This is a genomic window from Nitratireductor sp. ZSWI3, from assembly GCF_024655565.1.
Taxonomy (GTDB): Bacteria; Pseudomonadota; Alphaproteobacteria; order Rhizobiales; family Rhizobiaceae; genus Nitratireductor.
In genome coordinates this window covers 1-14265 of sequence record NZ_JANKOF010000041.1, presented here as the reverse complement: position 1 = coordinate 14265, position 14265 = coordinate 1, and the positions used below count along the sequence as shown (strand labels likewise).

16 protein-coding genes are annotated in these 14265 nt (G+C 62.6%); 7 read left to right on the top strand and 9 right to left on the bottom strand.

Annotation, left to right across the window (positions count from 1 at the left end; genetic code table 11):
- The first annotated feature begins 13 nt into the window (after positions 1 to 13).
- Positions 14 to 1069 (top strand): ABC transporter ATP-binding protein, encoded by a 1056-nt coding sequence (locus NUU27_RS13905; protein ID WP_257762716.1) that lies wholly within the window; start codon positions 14 to 16, stop codon positions 1067 to 1069.
- 16 nt (positions 1070 to 1085) lie between these two features.
- Positions 1086 to 2354, top strand: a complete 1269-nt coding sequence (locus NUU27_RS13900) for an amylo-alpha-1,6-glucosidase (protein ID WP_257762715.1) — start codon at positions 1086 to 1088, stop codon at positions 2352 to 2354.
- Positions 2355 to 2707: 353 nt separating this feature from the next.
- Here NUU27_RS13900 and NUU27_RS13895 read toward each other — a convergent pair whose 3' ends face one another.
- Positions 2708 to 3601, bottom strand: a complete 894-nt coding sequence (locus tag NUU27_RS13895; RefSeq protein WP_257762714.1) for a LysR family transcriptional regulator — start codon at positions 3599 to 3601, stop codon at positions 2708 to 2710.
- 102 nt (positions 3602 to 3703) lie between these two features.
- On the opposite strand from NUU27_RS13895, the gene NUU27_RS13890 reads away from it, so the two are divergent.
- Positions 3704 to 4519: an SDR family NAD(P)-dependent oxidoreductase gene (locus NUU27_RS13890; protein WP_257762713.1), complete on the top strand. Its 816-nt coding sequence runs from the start codon at positions 3704 to 3706 to the stop codon at positions 4517 to 4519.
- A gap of 153 nt (positions 4520 to 4672) precedes the next feature.
- Here the strand turns inward: NUU27_RS13890 and NUU27_RS13885 are convergent, their stop codons facing one another.
- Complete coding sequence (locus tag NUU27_RS13885) at positions 4673 to 5311, bottom strand: TetR/AcrR family transcriptional regulator (RefSeq protein WP_257762712.1); 639 nt, start codon at positions 5309 to 5311, stop codon at positions 4673 to 4675.
- Between the two features lie 88 nt (positions 5312 to 5399).
- On the opposite strand from NUU27_RS13885, the gene NUU27_RS13880 reads away from it, so the two are divergent.
- A complete protein-coding gene (locus NUU27_RS13880) occupies positions 5400 to 6173 on the top strand; it encodes an SDR family NAD(P)-dependent oxidoreductase (RefSeq protein ID WP_257762711.1) in 774 nt (257 codons plus the stop codon).
- 113 nt (positions 6174 to 6286) lie between these two features.
- On the opposite strand, the gene NUU27_RS13875 is transcribed toward NUU27_RS13880, so the two are convergent.
- On the bottom strand, positions 6287 to 6943 hold the full coding sequence (locus NUU27_RS13875; protein ID WP_308219968.1) for a glutathione S-transferase N-terminal domain-containing protein: 657 nt from the start codon (positions 6941 to 6943) through the stop codon (positions 6287 to 6289).
- A 51-nt stretch (positions 6944 to 6994) separates the two neighbouring features.
- Between NUU27_RS13875 and NUU27_RS13870 the strand changes: the two genes are divergently transcribed.
- Complete coding sequence (locus tag NUU27_RS13870) at positions 6995 to 7363, top strand: helix-turn-helix domain-containing protein (protein ID WP_257762710.1); 369 nt, start codon at positions 6995 to 6997, stop codon at positions 7361 to 7363.
- Between the two features lie 130 nt (positions 7364 to 7493).
- Here NUU27_RS13870 and NUU27_RS13865 read toward each other — a convergent pair whose 3' ends face one another.
- The 5 genes from NUU27_RS13865 to NUU27_RS13845 all read right to left on the bottom strand — a co-directional run bounded on the left by NUU27_RS13865 (position 7494) and on the right by NUU27_RS13845 (position 11763).
- On the bottom strand, positions 7494 to 7895 hold the full coding sequence (locus NUU27_RS13865; protein ID WP_257762709.1) for a helix-turn-helix transcriptional regulator: 402 nt from the start codon (positions 7893 to 7895) through the stop codon (positions 7494 to 7496).
- Between the two features lie 337 nt (positions 7896 to 8232).
- Positions 8233 to 8601, bottom strand: a complete 369-nt coding sequence (locus NUU27_RS13860) for a cytochrome c family protein (RefSeq protein WP_257762707.1) — start codon at positions 8599 to 8601, stop codon at positions 8233 to 8235.
- Between the two features lie 2 nt (positions 8602 to 8603).
- The gene (locus NUU27_RS13855) at positions 8604 to 10835 is read right to left on the bottom strand and encodes a molybdopterin cofactor-binding domain-containing protein (protein ID WP_257762706.1); all 2232 of its coding nucleotides are present in this window, start codon (positions 10833 to 10835) and stop codon (positions 8604 to 8606) included.
- A 10-nt stretch (positions 10836 to 10845) separates the two neighbouring features.
- The gene (locus NUU27_RS13850; RefSeq protein WP_257762705.1) at positions 10846 to 11295 is read right to left on the bottom strand and encodes a (2Fe-2S)-binding protein; all 450 of its coding nucleotides are present in this window, start codon (positions 11293 to 11295) and stop codon (positions 10846 to 10848) included.
- Between the two features lie 141 nt (positions 11296 to 11436).
- Positions 11437 to 11763: a hypothetical protein gene (locus tag NUU27_RS13845; RefSeq protein ID WP_257762704.1), complete on the bottom strand. Its 327-nt coding sequence runs from the start codon at positions 11761 to 11763 to the stop codon at positions 11437 to 11439.
- A 76-nt stretch (positions 11764 to 11839) separates the two neighbouring features.
- On the opposite strand from NUU27_RS13845, the gene NUU27_RS13840 reads away from it, so the two are divergent.
- The gene (locus NUU27_RS13840; RefSeq protein ID WP_257762703.1) at positions 11840 to 12703 is read left to right on the top strand and encodes a LysR family transcriptional regulator; all 864 of its coding nucleotides are present in this window, start codon (positions 11840 to 11842) and stop codon (positions 12701 to 12703) included.
- Positions 12704 to 12939: 236 nt separating this feature from the next.
- Here the strand turns inward: NUU27_RS13840 and NUU27_RS13835 are convergent, their stop codons facing one another.
- A complete protein-coding gene (locus tag NUU27_RS13835; RefSeq protein WP_257762702.1) occupies positions 12940 to 13194 on the bottom strand; it encodes a hypothetical protein in 255 nt (84 codons plus the stop codon).
- Between the two features lie 352 nt (positions 13195 to 13546).
- Here NUU27_RS13835 and NUU27_RS13830 point away from each other — a divergent pair, with 352 nt between their 5' ends.
- Complete coding sequence (locus tag NUU27_RS13830) at positions 13547 to 14206, top strand: helix-turn-helix domain-containing protein (RefSeq protein ID WP_257762701.1); 660 nt, start codon at positions 13547 to 13549, stop codon at positions 14204 to 14206.
- Positions 14207 to 14265: the final 59 nt, after the last annotated feature.

Here is a 14265-nt window from a genome sequence, read left to right as displayed (position 1 = left end):
CGGACCGTTTTCCATGGCCGACATCATCATAGATCGAGTTCAAAAGACCTTTGCGGCCTTCCATGCGCTGAAGGACGTCTCGCTTACGATCGGCGACGGAGAATTCGTCTCGCTGCTCGGCCCGTCCGGGTGCGGCAAGACCACGCTCTTGCGCATCATCGCCGGTCTCGAAACGGCCACGGCGGGAGACGTGCGCATCGGCGGCAAGACGGTCATTGGGCTTGCCCCGAAAGATCGCGGGCTGGCGATGGTGTTCCAGAACTATGCCGTCTTTCCGCACATGACGGTCTATGAGAACGTCGCATTCGGGTTGCGCATGCAGAAGGCTGACGATGCCCGGGTGAAGGCTCAAGTCGAGAGGACAGCAGGACTGCTTCACATCGAGGAATATCTCGACCGTTATCCGAACAGATTGTCCGGAGGCCAGCGTCAGCGAGTCGCGGTCGCGCGCGCGCTCGCGGTGGAACCCAAGGTGCTGCTGATGGACGAACCGCTGTCGAACCTTGACGCGTTGCTGCGCCTGGAGATGCGTACCGAGCTCAAGACCGTTCTGCAGTCGGCGGGGACGACGACGATCTATGTAACGCACGACCAGACCGAGGCCATGGGCCTTTCCGATCGGATCGCTGTCATGCATTACGGCGTCATCGAGCAGGTCGGCACACCCGTGGAAGTGTACAATCATCCCAGGACGCGTTTTGTCGGCGGCTTCATAGGCAGCCCGCCGATGAACTTCATCAGGCTTCCAGTGATCGCAGGCGAGGTCGAAGCAGGAGGCCAGAAGCTCGCCGTGCCTGCCGGCGCAACCGGCGAGATCCTTCTCGGCCTGCGCGGCGAAGCCGTTGAGCGGGTCTCGACGGCGGACGGGTTGCCGATGCATGTGCGCGTCGCGGAGCCGATGGGCTCCCATCTGCTGCTAACCGGCTCTATCCGCGACCAGCTGGTCCGAATCGTTCTCCCGGCTTCCGAAACAGTGAGGGGCGGCGACACGATCGGCCTGAAGCTGGATCGCGACCGCCTTACCTGGCTTTCGCCCGACAGCGGCAAGGCCTATCCGGCCACCCCCTGAATTCGGAGCGAAGTGCATGACCAGCCGTATCGACGAGGCGAAGGCAATCCTCGTGGCCAACGACCGTGGCGGCTATACGGTGCCGACCGATGGGCTCTATCCTTTTCAATGGAACTGGGACTCGGCCTTCGTGGCCATGGGTTTCGCCCTCTACGACATCGACAGGGCCTTTCGTGAGCTGGAGCGCCTTGTCGAGGGACAATGGGCGGACGGGATGATCCCGCACATCGTCTTCCACCAGAAGAGCGACACCTATTTTCCCGGACCGGACGTCTGGCGCACTCATCACGCGGTTGCGACGTCGGGAATCACCCAACCGCCGATGTTCGCCGTCGCGCTTCGCACGCTGCACGACCGCGCTGGAGACGGCGACCGCGCGCGCGTCCTGCCGCTGTACGAGGCGGCGCTGAAGTGGCAGCGGTGGTGGTATCGAGCACGCGACCCGGAAGGCACCGGACTCGTCACGCTGCTCCACCCCTGGGAAAGCGGCAGCGACAATTCGCCCGCCTGGGATGTCGCGCTCGCGCGTGTCCCAACGACAACCGAGACCCCCGTCCTCCGCAAGGATATCGGGCATGTGAATGCGTCAATGCGCCCGCGGGACGATGACTACGCCCGCTTCATCCATCTGGTCGACATCTATGCACGATGCGGTTGGGATCCAGCGTCGCAATGGGATAAGGCGCCGTTCAAGATCGCCGAAATCCAGACGACCGCCATACTCCTCCGCGCCGGCGAGGACTTGGAATACCTGGCCAAGCGGTTTGGCCGCATCGAAGAGGCGGCGGAGATCGCCGCCCTCAACGCAAAGACCCGCAGCGCGCTGCTTGGCCAATGGCGGCCTGATCTTTCCCGCTTTGTATCCCGCGACCTCGTTTCGGGCGAGGCCATCGACGCCCCTACTCAGGCCGGCTTCATTCCACTGCTTGCGCTCGATCTCCCTCACGAGATTACTGAGGCAATGCTCGGTGAAATGCAGAACTGGACAAGCGAGCTCAAGGTGCCATTTCCGACCACTAAGCCTAATGCTCCGGGCTGGGAGCCCAAGCGCTACTGGCGGGGACCCGCCTGGGCTATCATCAATTGTCTCCTGGTCGAAGGATTGCTGCGGAACGGCCAACCTGACGCCGCCGAAGCGCTTCGGCGGTCCACAGTGGCAGCCATCGAAAGGGAAGGTTTCGCCGAGTATTTCGATCCTGTCACCGGTGAGGGATGCGGAGGCCTCGGCTTCTCGTGGACTGCTGCGACCTACCTCCGGCTTGTCGGCGATATGCCACATCCCTGAACCTCAGAGGCAATGCGAGGAGAAGTTGGTTTTCAGCCGTCTCCGCCCTAGGTCGGTTCATCGTTTCATGGAAACGCTGCCCCGATCTATCTTCCTTCTTTTTCCGCCTTTGTGCGGTCGTCAGGTGATTCCACCTGACTGCAAAATGCCCTGAGGTCCGCGCTTCGAGCTGCTCCGGTTGCGGCCCCGTATCCGCCACGCACGGCCTTGCGCCGACCTGGCATTCGGCCGTGGCCGCACCGGGGAGTGGCAAGCTTCCTGTCTGCTTCCAAGACAGCAATGGAAGAACTGCTGTCGGTAATGTTCCGCAAACGGTCGAGTTTCGCAAAAGGACGCTCACATTTGTTGAAGCATTATAAGGCCTTGCTTTCTCGAAGCGCCTCCTTGAACAATTCGAAGGCAGTCGAGCCCTGTCTGTCTGGGTAGTAGAGGTGGTAGCCGGGGAACGGCTCGCACCACGGCTCGAGCAGGCGGATAAGACGGCCATCGGCAATCGGCGCCGCCACCAGGTCTTCCAGGATGTAGAGGATGCCGAAACCCTCAAGGGCGGCGGCCACCAGCAGGTCGCCGTCGTTGAACACCGGCCCGCGACCTGGCGTAACCGTTACCGCACGGCCATAGCGCTCGAACGACCACGGAGACAGGTCGCCATGCGCATTGCCGTAGGCAATACAGCGATGGCCTGTGAGGTCGGCTGGCTCCATCGGAGCCGGATGGTCGCCCAGATAGCCGGGAGAGGCCACCACCGCGACGCGAAGCGGAGGACCGACAGCCAGCGCGATCATGTCCTTCTCCAACCGTTCGCCGAGCCGGATCCCCGCATCATAGCGGCCCGCGACGACATCGGTCATATCGTTCTCCACACACACCTCCACCTCGATGCCGGGGTGGTTGCGCATGAAGGAGGGGAGCATCGGCCACAGCACGGTGTCCGCGGCGTGCTTGCCCGTCGTGATCCGGACGGTGCCGATCGCGGCTCCGCGTGTCTGGGACAGTGCCTCGATCTCATCGTCCAATCCAGCCAGTGCCGGCGACAGGGTGGCGAGCAGACGCTCGCCGGCAGCGGTCGGGGCGACGCTGCGCGTCGTGCGCGAGAGCAGGCGAAATCCGAGTTGTCCCTCCAGCCGCTTCATGGTCTGGCTCAACGCCGACTGCGTGACTCCAAGCCGCCTCGCGGCGCGCGTGAAGCTGCGATCGGAGGCGATCGCAGCGAAGACGGCGAGGTCGCCGAGCTGGTCCGGACGCATTGATGATCCTCGCTACTGGGGCCCATTAGTGATTAGACGGTTATCATGATCCATTAGCATGGCTACCTAGTCAGTGGCAGTGACAAGATTGAGGAGCTGGCTATGGGCAAGGTTTGGCTGGTGACGGGCGCAAGCCGGGGACTTGGACGCGAGATTGCGCGCGCGGCGCTCGATGCGGGCGAAACAGTCGTGGCGACGGCGCGGTCCGCCGAGGCGCTGCGCGATACCTTCGGAGACGAACAGGATCGCTTCCACGTCCTTACGCTCGATATCACCGACGCCGAAGCCGCCAACGCGGTCGCCGCCGAGACCACCGAGCGGTTCGGTGCGATCGACGTGCTGGTCAACAATGCCGGCTATGCCGAACTGGGTTTCTTCGAGACCTTCACGGATGCCGCTGTGCGGCGCCAATTCGAGGTCAACCTGTTCGGCACGATGAACCTCGCGCGCGCGGTCGTCCCCCACATGCGCGCGCGCCGCTCGGGCCTCATCGTCACCATCTCGTCGGTCAGCGGGCTGGTCTCCAATGCCGGAGGGGCGGTCTACTCGGCGTCGAAATTCGCGGTCGAGGGATGGATGGAGGGCTTCGCGCAGGAGGTGGCGCCGTTCGGCATTCGCTCGCTCCTGGTCGAGCCGGGGATGCTGCGCACGGACTTCATGGACGGCAAGTCGGCGCGCTTCGGCAGCATCGACATTCCGGACTATGCCGAAGCGGTTGCGCAGTATCGCGCGTTCGTGGACGGGGCCAACGGCAACCAGCCGGGCGATCCGAAGCTGCTCGCTGAGAGGATCGTGGCACTTGCTTCGCAGGGCGAGGCGCCGGCGCGGCTCGTGTTCGGCGACGACGCCCGGCAGTGGGCAGGCGCAAAGGTCGACCAACTAAGACAGGAGATCGCTCGGTCCGCCGATGGCGGCTGACACAGACCAATGCGCCGGCAAGAAAGGTGTGCCGGCTCCAACTCTAATGCCACCCATTATCAAGGGCTAAGCTGGATCCGACCTTGATGATGGCTGGAGAGCCGACTTGCGCTAGGGAATATTGGCGTTCCCCTCGTGTCGACCATGCCGATATCAGTTTTGGGGTATCATCCTCTTGGAGACTGTCCGATCAGGCCAGGCCGTGAGTGCCAGATCGATCAGCCGCTTCAGCCGCGCATTGCAGGCGCCATCGCAGGCCTGCGCCGACATGCCCTGAATGATCGCACCATAGAAACGCGCGAGCGTATCGGTGTCGGTTTGCGCCGGCAATTCGCCTTCCTCGACGGCCCGGTCAAAGCGGGTTTTGAGGCTCTGCATCGAGGCTTCCCGCAAGGCCGCTGTCATCTGCGCGACGGATGCATTTTCTTCCGCATGCTGCAGAACGGCCGTAGAGACCATGCAACCGCGCGGCTTGCCGGGCTGAGTGTCTCCATCAGCGATATCGTAGAGGTACAGCCTGAGGGCGTCGTAAACCGGAAGGGGGGATTGCAGGATCTCCATCCGGCGGCCGCTTTCACGGGTAATGCCGAACTCGAGAGCCTGACGGTACAGTTCCTGCTTTGAGCCGAACATGGAGTAGAGCGTCGGCGGATTGATCCCCATGGCTTTCGTGAGGTCGGCGGTTGAGGTTCCCTCATAGCCGCGTTCCCAGAACAAGCGAGCCGCGATGTCGAGGCCCACGTCGCGATCGAGCGCGCGCGGTCTGCCCCGTTTGCGACCTGGATTCGACATTTAAATAGCGATTCCTATTAAATTGTTGACGGCAGCATTCATGCCCTTATTGTAGCGGTCACTATTTAATTTAGCAACGGAGTGATCCATGACCAAGAGACTGGAAAACAAGATAGTCCTCATCACCGGAAGTTCACGCGGCATCGGCCGGGCGGTTGCGCTTGCGTTGGCGAAGGAAGGCACGGCGCTGATCGGCGTGCACTATACGGCGAATGCCGATGCGGCCGATGCCACGCTTCGCGACATCGAGGCGCTCGGGGTGAAGGCAGTTGGTGTCAAGGCTGACTTGCGGGAGGGCAAGGAGGCGGCCGACAGCCTTTGGGCACAATTCAGCGAAGCCGCGCGCGCCGAGACGGGTTCCGCCGCTCTCGACATTCTGGTGAATAACGCCGGCATCGCGCCCGCCCTGCCGTTGAAGCAGACGAGCGAAGCCGTGTTCGACGAGGTTATGGCCATCAATTACAAGGCGCCCTTCTTCCTGACCCAGGCAGTGGCCGACCACATTCGCGACAATGGCCGCATCATCAATGTGTCCACCGGGTTCACCCGGATTGCGGCACCGACCCATCCGGCCTATGCGGCTTCCAAGGGGGCGTTGGAGACATTGACACTGGCGCTGGCGCCAGAATTTGCAGCGCGCGGGATTACGGTCAATGCCGTGCTGCCGGGTGTGACGGAGACGGATATGAATGCCGAGTGGCTGGCATTGCCGGATGCGCGCGCCGGCGCCGAAGCGCTCTCGGTGTTCTCACGTGTCGGAAAGCCGGAAGACGTCGCCGACGTCATAGCCTTCCTCGCATCGAACGAGGCGCGTTGGACGACGGGTCAGATGATTGATGCGACCGGTGGCGCCCGGATCTGAACGGTCCCAATACCCCGCTACGCCGCCATGAGAGACGGTCCGCTCATGGCCCTGGCGAGCGCATCGCCATCTGGATGCGCTCGCCGCAGCGGCGTTGTCACCGGGCTATCAGGTCAGCTCAATTTCTCCTCCGCAAACGCCTGAATGACGGAGGGCATTGCCTTCATCCGATCCAGGCAATTTTGCAGATTTTCGGGCAGATCAACGCCGCTCTTTGGCGCAACCATCAGGACCCAGAAGAGATAGCAGTCGGCAATCGTCATCTCGTTGCTGATCAGGAATGCCTTGTCGCCCATCTGATCGGCGAGAAGTGCGAAGGCCTTCCTGATCTTCTCACGGGCGCGCTGCTTTTCCGGTTCGGGGAAATCCCTGAAGAACGGGGCGTAGGCTCCGTGGATTTCGCTGGACATGTAGGCGAGCGCCTCGAATGTCCGCCACCTGAGCATGCCATCTTCGGGCAGAAGCTTGCCGCTTTCCTCGGCAATATAGGTGAGGATGACCTGGTTCTCCGTCAGGATTGTCCCGTCGTCCATCTCGATGGCCGGAATGTAGCCCTTCGGGTTGAGCGCCAGAAAATCGCGGCCGTCCTCGGTCTGTTTTTCGCGATCGATGCTGACAAGCTCGTAGTCAAGCCCGGCCTCGATGAGCGCTATGTGATCGGCCAGACTGCAGGCGGCGGGATAATAAAACAGCTTCACGTGTGGTCTCCGTGTTTGAACCCGGCCAGAGGCAACGCCTGGAACCAAGTCTAAAATGTTGACCACAGCCATTTATGGGACTTAAAAGAAGCCGTCAAAAGCATAAATTTCGGAGCAGGTCAGATGGATATGACCGTCAAGCCAGCCGGGGCCGACTGTCGTGCCGTAAGCGAGATCCTCAGCCGTATCGGCGACAAGTGGACGATCCAGGTGGTCGTCGCGCTCCGTCCGGGCTCACAGCGCTTCAACGAAATCAAGCGGCGTGTGGGCGGCATTTCGCAACAGATGCTGACCAGGACGCTCAAGACGCTCGAGCGCGACGGCATGGTCGACCGCACCGTGCGCCACACCACGCCGCCGCAGGTCGAATACGCCCTGACACCGCTCGGGCATTCCTTGTCCGATGCGGCAAGGCATCTCGCCGATTGGGCGGCGGCCCACCGTGAAGCGATTGCAGACAATCGCATCCGTCACGACAACCGCCAGCCTTGAAGCATGCCCGTCGCAACAGGGCCGAAACCCAGCCAGTCGGCATCGCAACGTCTCTACTGGGCTCACCGCCTTCAGGACAGGTCGGCGTCACCATGCCATACTGCGGCGCTTTCCCGATCGCTTCAACGCTTCAGGCACGCGGCACTCTGCTGCTCTCCCGCAAGTAGCGACGCGGCGGACAACCCATTTCACGCTTGAACGCAGCAGCGAAGGCGTATTCCGACATATATCCCAGCGAGGCCGCGATTTCGGCGATGCTGTCGCGGGTTTCGATCAGCCGTTCGCCGGCGAGCATCATGCGCCAGCGGGTGAGATAGGCGATCGGCGTCGCGCCGACCTTCCGCTTGAAGCGTTGCGCGAAAACGGTGCGTGACACGCCAACCTGTCGGGCCAGCATCTCCAATGTCCAGGAGCGTCCAGGCTCCTCGTGAATTGCGCGGATCGACGGACCGATGTGCGGATCGGCGAGCGCGGCAAGCCAGCCTGTCTCTTCCGGACGGGTTGAGCGACACACGTGCCGCTGCTGTCGCAACCGCGGGGCTGGCATCCTGGGTCGCGCTGACCCGCCGCGCGCCGATCAAGGCTGGACGTCACCGGTGCCTACCGGTACGCGATTACTTGGCTTCCGCCGGCGAACTGATGGCCGCGGCGCAGCAGGCCGGATGGGCGCCGCCCTGCGAGGTCATATCCCTCCCAGATATCGCCAGTGTGTGGAAACGTTCGAGTGACGTGCGTTACATCATCCGTCCGGGCGTTGCGGGCTGAGACCGCGCGGTCTGCAGCGTGCGAATTGCAATTCGGCGACTGACATTCGGCTCTGTTGCGGAATGTCGGGTGGGTCGCCTTCCTTGAGAGACCAGATAAGCCTGCTATTGCGAGGCAGAACGAAGATAGGCCAGGAGTGCCGTGCGCTGCTCCGCATCCGACACCCCAACACGCATTGTCGTTCCGGGCAGGAAATCGTTGGGAGATGCAAGGAAGGCATCGAGAGCAGCTTCATCCCAAACGAGCCCGCCCTCGCCCGCCTCGCGCAAGGCGGGCGAATAGCGAAAGCCTTCCACTGAGCCTGCCTTCCGGCCGACGACCCCCAGGAGATGCGGACCCGGACGGCGACGATCCGGATCCAGCGCATGACAGGACGAACAGCGCGCGAAGACACGTTCACCGTCTGCCTGCTGCGAGAGCGCGCCTTGCGCAAAGAGCAGGAGTGCCGTTGCCAAAACGAGAACAGCACGCATCCTCACACCCTCCGCAGATCGTGTTGGGAGATCGGCAGAGACCGGACACGCACGCCTGTCGCGGCGAAGATCGCATTGCAGACGGCCGGAGCGACCGGCGGCAGCGCGGGCTCGCCCACGCCGCCAGGCGCTTCACCGCTTTCCAGCAGATGTGCTTCAACCACGGGCGCCTCCGCAAGGGTGAGCACCCGATAGCGATCAAAGTTTGTCTCCACCACCCGGCCTTCCTCCAAGGTTATCGCCTCTGCAAGGGCAGCACTCACCCCCTGCATGACGGCACCCTCGATCTGGGCCAAAGCCGCACGCCGGTTGACGACGACGCCGCAATCGAGCACTGCCGTGACCCGATGAACGCGTGGCAAGCCCTCTTCTGAAACCGAGACTTCCGCCACATGCGCGGCAATGCTGCCGAAGCACGCATCGAGCGCAATGCCCCGAAAACGTCCCTCCGCGGCCGGCTTCTCCCAACCGGCCAACTCCGCTGCGCGATCGAGGACCGCCAGATGACGCGGTGACGCTTCAAGCAGCCGGCGCCGGAACCGAAAGGGGTCTTCGCCCGCCGCATGGGCGAGTTCATCGACCATGCTCTCGAACACGAAGGCATTGCCGGAACTGCCGACAGACCGCCAGATGCCGACGGGCAGGCTGGAGGGCGGCATGGCGAGCTTCAGGCTTCGCGCTCCGATCGCGTAATAGGTCTTGCTGGCGATGCTCTCTGGGATCGTCGGGTCGATCTCCTTCACCGAGCGTTGCCGCGCCTCCAGCATAGGCCCCGGCAGAGATTCGGCGGCCACGCGCTCGAGTGGGGTCTGCATGGCGCCGCCTTCCGGCAGCCAACGGTGGAGGATCGAGGGCTGCGCCAGCCGGTGCTCCCAGACGGCGAGCGCTCCATCGTTGTCGAGCCCGGCCCGAATCCGGTGCAGGGCCGCGGGACGGAAGAAGCCTTGCGCAAAATCCTCCTCGCGCGACCAGACCGTCTTGACCGGGCGTCCGGGCACAGCCTTTGCGATCAGAACCGCCTGAGCGACGAAATCGACCAGAAACTTTCGGCCGAAGCCCCCGCCCAGGAAGGTCGTGTTCACCACGACATTTTCAATAGGCACGCCGGCCACCCCGGCACCCACGCCCTGGGCCCAGCCCGGTGTCTGCAACGGTCCCCAGATGGTGCACGCGTCGGCTTCGACCAATGCCGTGCAATTGAGCGGCTCCATGCAGGCATGGGCAATCATCGGCACTTGATATTCGGCCTCGATCACCCGACCGGACGACGAGAGCGCGGCGGCCGTGTCTCCCTCCCCTTCCGCAGCGATCAGCTCGCCGTCCAAGGCGGCCGCAAAGCGATCCATCATCGCCTGTGTGTTCTCATCGACGAGTTCGGGGGCGCTCCAGGTGACCTGCAATGCCTCGAGACCCTGGCGGGCCTGCCAGTAGGTCTCGGCGACGACCGCGACGAAGCCCTCGTCGCGCACGATCGCGGCGACGCCTGGCATGGCCCGGGCCCGGGCATCGTCGACATCGGCCACGGTGCCGCCCGGAACGGGCGACTGCATTGCGGTCGCCACGAGCATGTCCGACAAACGCACATCGATCCCGTAGACGGCGCTGCCGTTCACCTTGAGGGGGATGTCGAGTTGCTCGATCGCATGGCCGATCAGCTTCCATCGGTCGGCATCTTTCAGGGTGGGCTCGGCCGGAGGCTCCTGCTCGGCCGCAAGGGAGGCGAGTTCACCATAATCCAGACGGATGCCGTTCTCTTCGTCGATCACGTAGCCGTTCTCCGTTCGTAACCGATCCTTCGGCACCTCCAGGCGCTGTGCAGCGGCGGTCACCAGCATGTCTCGCGCGGCAGCGCCGGCACGGCGAAAATCCATCCAGGATTCGCGAATGCTTCGGCTGCCTCCCGTGCCGACGCCCGCATAGGACGGGGTCCAGTAGTCTTCCCGGTGGGGATCGGTGATGGATCGGACCCGCACGCGCGCCCAGTCCGCGTCGAGTTCGTCGGCGACAAGCATCGCGATGCCGGTGAATATGCCCTGCCCCATCTCCGATTTGTTGAGAAGGATGGTGGTCGTCCCGTCATCCGAGAGACTGACAAAGGCGTTGATCGCCGAGGGCTCGCCCTCGTCCTCTGCGAAAGTGGGTGTCGGCACCGTGAGACCGAGCACCAGCGAAGCTGCAGCGGTAGCTGATGTCGCCAGGAAGGTGCGGCGGCTGAGATTGACGATAGTGTTCATCTCCGCCACCTCACACCTTGGCCGCAGCATCGTGAATGGCGGCGCGAATGCGCTGATGCGTTCCGCAACGACAGATGTTGGTGATCGCGGCATCGATGTCCGCGTCGCTCGGCTGGGGATTGGACCCCAGCAGCCCCGCCACAGCCATGATCATGCCGGACTGGCAGTAGCCGCATTGCGGGACCTGGTTGGCGATCCAGGCGGCCTGAACCGCGTGCGTGCTGTCTGAGGAAAGCCCCTCGATGGTGACCACATCCGCACCCTCGAGCGCGGCCAGCGGCATGACGCAGGACCGCACCGGCTCTCCGTCGACATGAACCGTGCAGGCGCCGCAGGCCGCGATGCCGCAGCCGAATTTCGTGCCTGTCAGACCAAGAAGGTCGCGGAGGGCCCACAAGAGAGGCATGTCGGGATCGGCGTCGAGCGTATACCGCTCGCCATTGACGTTGAACTTGACCATGGATTTCTCCTTCGACGTTCCGCAGGGACTTCAAGATGTGACCGCCGACCAGGAGCGGCATTCACCATTGCGCTGCTGGCTTACGGCCGGCCAGGCGACGCGGAGCCAAGCCGCGAGAACATGAGGCACCTCTGCAACCGGTCACCCCGGCAATGTCAGCTTGGCACGCAATTCGGCAGCGATAATCGGGCGTGCTTGCAAGAGTTTGGTGCGGTCAACGAACGAATAGTCGATCGCGGCAACCACGCCGTGGAGGACTTCGGAACATCCTATCGGTGCAACGTATATCTCTTCTGGTCGGTCATCGATCTGAGTAGATTGACGCTTCGCAGGGCGCGCGGCCTGAACGATCCATTGCTGAACATTCTGCAAGCGCGCAATTTCGGAAATGAGAAGTCGGGCATGGCAAATATCTCCAATTCGGGTGGCGACACTCTGCCTGATTGATGCTTGGAGATAACTGGCCAATCTTGCACTGAACCATTCACTTCAATGCATCAGTCGGGTGCCCATGCCTCTGCAGGATCTCGATCGCTTCGGCGCCATGCGTGCCTTTGTCGCCGTCGGCCAGAAACTCAGTTTCGCCGATGCCGCGAACGAGCTCGGCATCAGCCCGTCTGCATTGAGCCGGCGTGTTGCTCAGCTCGAGGATTCGCTGGGCTGCCGCCTCCTGCAGCGAACCACGCGGCGCGTGACGCTGACCGAAGTCGGCGCGCTCTATCTCGATCGCTGCGTCGACATCCTGGCCCGATCAGAAGAGGCCGACGCGGCGGTCTCGAAGCTTGCACGCGAGCCGCAGGGCCTGCTGCGGGTCACCCTTCCGAACCTCTATGGTCAGCTTCGGGTCGCGCCCCTACTGCCCGAATTCATGCGGCGCTATCCCAAGCTCAAGCTGGAATTGTCCTTCGACGACCGCTTCGTCGACCTCGTCGCGCGACGCGCCGATGTGGGTATACGGATCGGAAATCTGGAAACCGGCGACTACGTGGCACGCAAGCTTGCGCCCAACAAGCGGTTCCTTTGCGCTTCTCCCGACCACTTGAACCGGTTCGGCCATCCGACACAGATTGCCGACCTGAGCCGCCACGCCTGCCTCCACTTCAGCCCTCTGATGGAGGAAGGTCGCTGGCGGCTGTCGCATCGCGGCCGCAAGGTGGAAGTGCCGATCGATCCGGTGGTGCGGGCGGATAACGCCGAAGCGCTGCGCCAGCTCGCGCTCGGCGGACAGGGGATCGCACTGCTTGCCGGCTTTCTGATCGACGACGACATCAGGACCGGCCGTCTGGTTCAGATACTGCCCGAATGGACGATCGCCGAGAGCTGGGTATTTGCGGTCTACCCCCATGCCCGGTTTCTGCCGATGAAGACGCGAGTCTTCGTGGACTTTCTTGCCGAAACCATTGGCTGACGGACAGAAGAAGCATTGCCCGAACCATAACCAATCTTCGCTCGGTTACTCGATTTCCGACCGCGCTTCCCTCAGCGGTTTTCCCCGCGGAAAGCGGTGACGGCTGCGGTTGTTGCCGCCTGCGATGCCTGACCATCCAGATGCGGGACGTGCCCCACGACAGCGTCTGTTGCCGGATTGGTGACCGGTCGCTCGGGATCGCCAATCCAGCCGGAACATCAAATTTCGGCACAGCTTCAGGAGCAAGGCGCAAGGTGCAAGGCGGCAACCTTTCCCTCGAAGCCTGGAAGCGACAGATAGCGCTCGATGACGCTGGAATCATGCCCGCCAATGAGAAGCTCCGGATTCGGGCACAACTCGGCAAGGCGATCATAGCCCATCAGGGTCTCATGGAGGTCGAGATAGATGGGATAGGGTCGCCGCTCCACCATATTGTCGATGAAGTGCGCTGCATCCACCGCCAGCAAAACCCATCCACGTGTCGTGTTCACTCGGACGGACAGATGCCCAGGGCTATGTGATAGAGTTCGATACCTGGGGCAACGACAGTGTCCCCTTCGACAAAATCGACCCGGCGATCATACACAAGCTCGACCGCCTGCATCACATGCACCTTGTTGAAGGCGAACGCAAATGTGGGCTCCTTCGCATACCAGCCGGTTGCGAAGGCTACCTGACGAACAGGATATTCATGGCGGGCACCTCCGTCGTCGATTGCGGCCCTGATATGCTAAAATAGATCGTCCAGGCAAGGCAATATGCAATTATAGATCAGATATTGCAATCTAACACCTGATATGCTATATTAGATCAATAGCAGAAATTGATATGCGATAACAGATCATGGCATACGCGAGCGAAGATATCATCGAGGCCCTGAAAAAGGGCCGGGGAGCCAAGGGGCTCAGCCAGCGTGCGCTGAGCGCCCGCACCGGCGTGCCGCAAAGCCATATCTCCAAGATCGAAAGCGGCAACGCCGATATTCGCCTTTCGAGCCTGATCGAACTGGCCCGCGCGCTCGACCTGGAAGTCAGGCTGGTGCCGCGCAAGGCGCTGCCGGCTGTGGACAGCGTCGTCCGCAGCATCACCCCCGCCGTCCCGGCAACCGAGACGTACCGCAGCGCGGTCAAGGAGCTGCAGCGCTCGCTCGACGCGGTTGACAAGCTGCGCCTGAGTTTTCCCGATCTGAACGCCCTGAACAAGATTCAGGAAAACCTGCGCACGATCGGCAACTTCAAGACGATCGACAACTATCTCGACTCCATCAAGCGCATCACCCAGCCGCTGAGCGCCCTGCAAAAAATCGCGGACAACCAGCGGCGGATCGATGAGGCCGTGCGCCTGCCCGCGCAGAGACTGAAAGAAATCGAAGAGGCCGCGAACCGCGCACAGGCCCTCAGAAACCTGCTCGTCCATGCAGCCCCGTCCTCGGAGCCGCGTCGCGCCTACCGTCTCGATGACGATGATGACGACGATCATCATCAGGAGGTAGGCGATGGCTGACGTTTCCGTGCTAAATGTGAAGCTCTACGGCGAGACCGTCGGTGCGCTCACCCATGTCC

Coding starts and splice junctions, on each gene's coding strand:
- NUU27_RS13840 (WP_257762703.1), top strand. CDS start 11,840: ATGCGTGCCTTTGTCGCCGTCGGCCAGAAACTCAGTTTCGCCGATGCC.
- NUU27_RS13870 (WP_257762710.1), top strand. CDS start 6,995: ATGGATATGACCGTCAAGCCAGCCGGGGCCGACTGTCGTGCCGTAAGC.
- NUU27_RS13830 (WP_257762701.1), top strand. CDS start 13,547: ATGGCATACGCGAGCGAAGATATCATCGAGGCCCTGAAAAAGGGCCGG.
- NUU27_RS13890 (WP_257762713.1), top strand. CDS start 3,704: ATGGGCAAGGTTTGGCTGGTGACGGGCGCAAGCCGGGGACTTGGACGC.
- NUU27_RS13855 (WP_257762706.1), bottom strand. CDS start 10,835: ATGAACACTATCGTCAATCTCAGCCGCCGCACCTTCCTGGCGACATCA.
- NUU27_RS13875 (WP_308219968.1), bottom strand. CDS start 6,943: ATGGCTGTGGTCAACATTTTAGACTTGGTTCCAGGCGTTGCCTCTGGC.
- NUU27_RS13895 (WP_257762714.1), bottom strand. CDS start 3,601: ATGCGTCCGGACCAGCTCGGCGACCTCGCCGTCTTCGCTGCGATCGCC.
- NUU27_RS13860 (WP_257762707.1), bottom strand. CDS start 8,601: ATGCGTGCTGTTCTCGTTTTGGCAACGGCACTCCTGCTCTTTGCGCAA.
- NUU27_RS13905 (WP_257762716.1), top strand. CDS start 14: ATGGCCGACATCATCATAGATCGAGTTCAAAAGACCTTTGCGGCCTTC.
- NUU27_RS13900 (WP_257762715.1), top strand. CDS start 1,086: ATGACCAGCCGTATCGACGAGGCGAAGGCAATCCTCGTGGCCAACGAC.
- NUU27_RS13850 (WP_257762705.1), bottom strand. CDS start 11,295: ATGGTCAAGTTCAACGTCAATGGCGAGCGGTATACGCTCGACGCCGAT.
- NUU27_RS13885 (WP_257762712.1), bottom strand. CDS start 5,311: ATGTCGAATCCAGGTCGCAAACGGGGCAGACCGCGCGCGCTCGATCGC.
- NUU27_RS13880 (WP_257762711.1), top strand. CDS start 5,400: ATGACCAAGAGACTGGAAAACAAGATAGTCCTCATCACCGGAAGTTCA.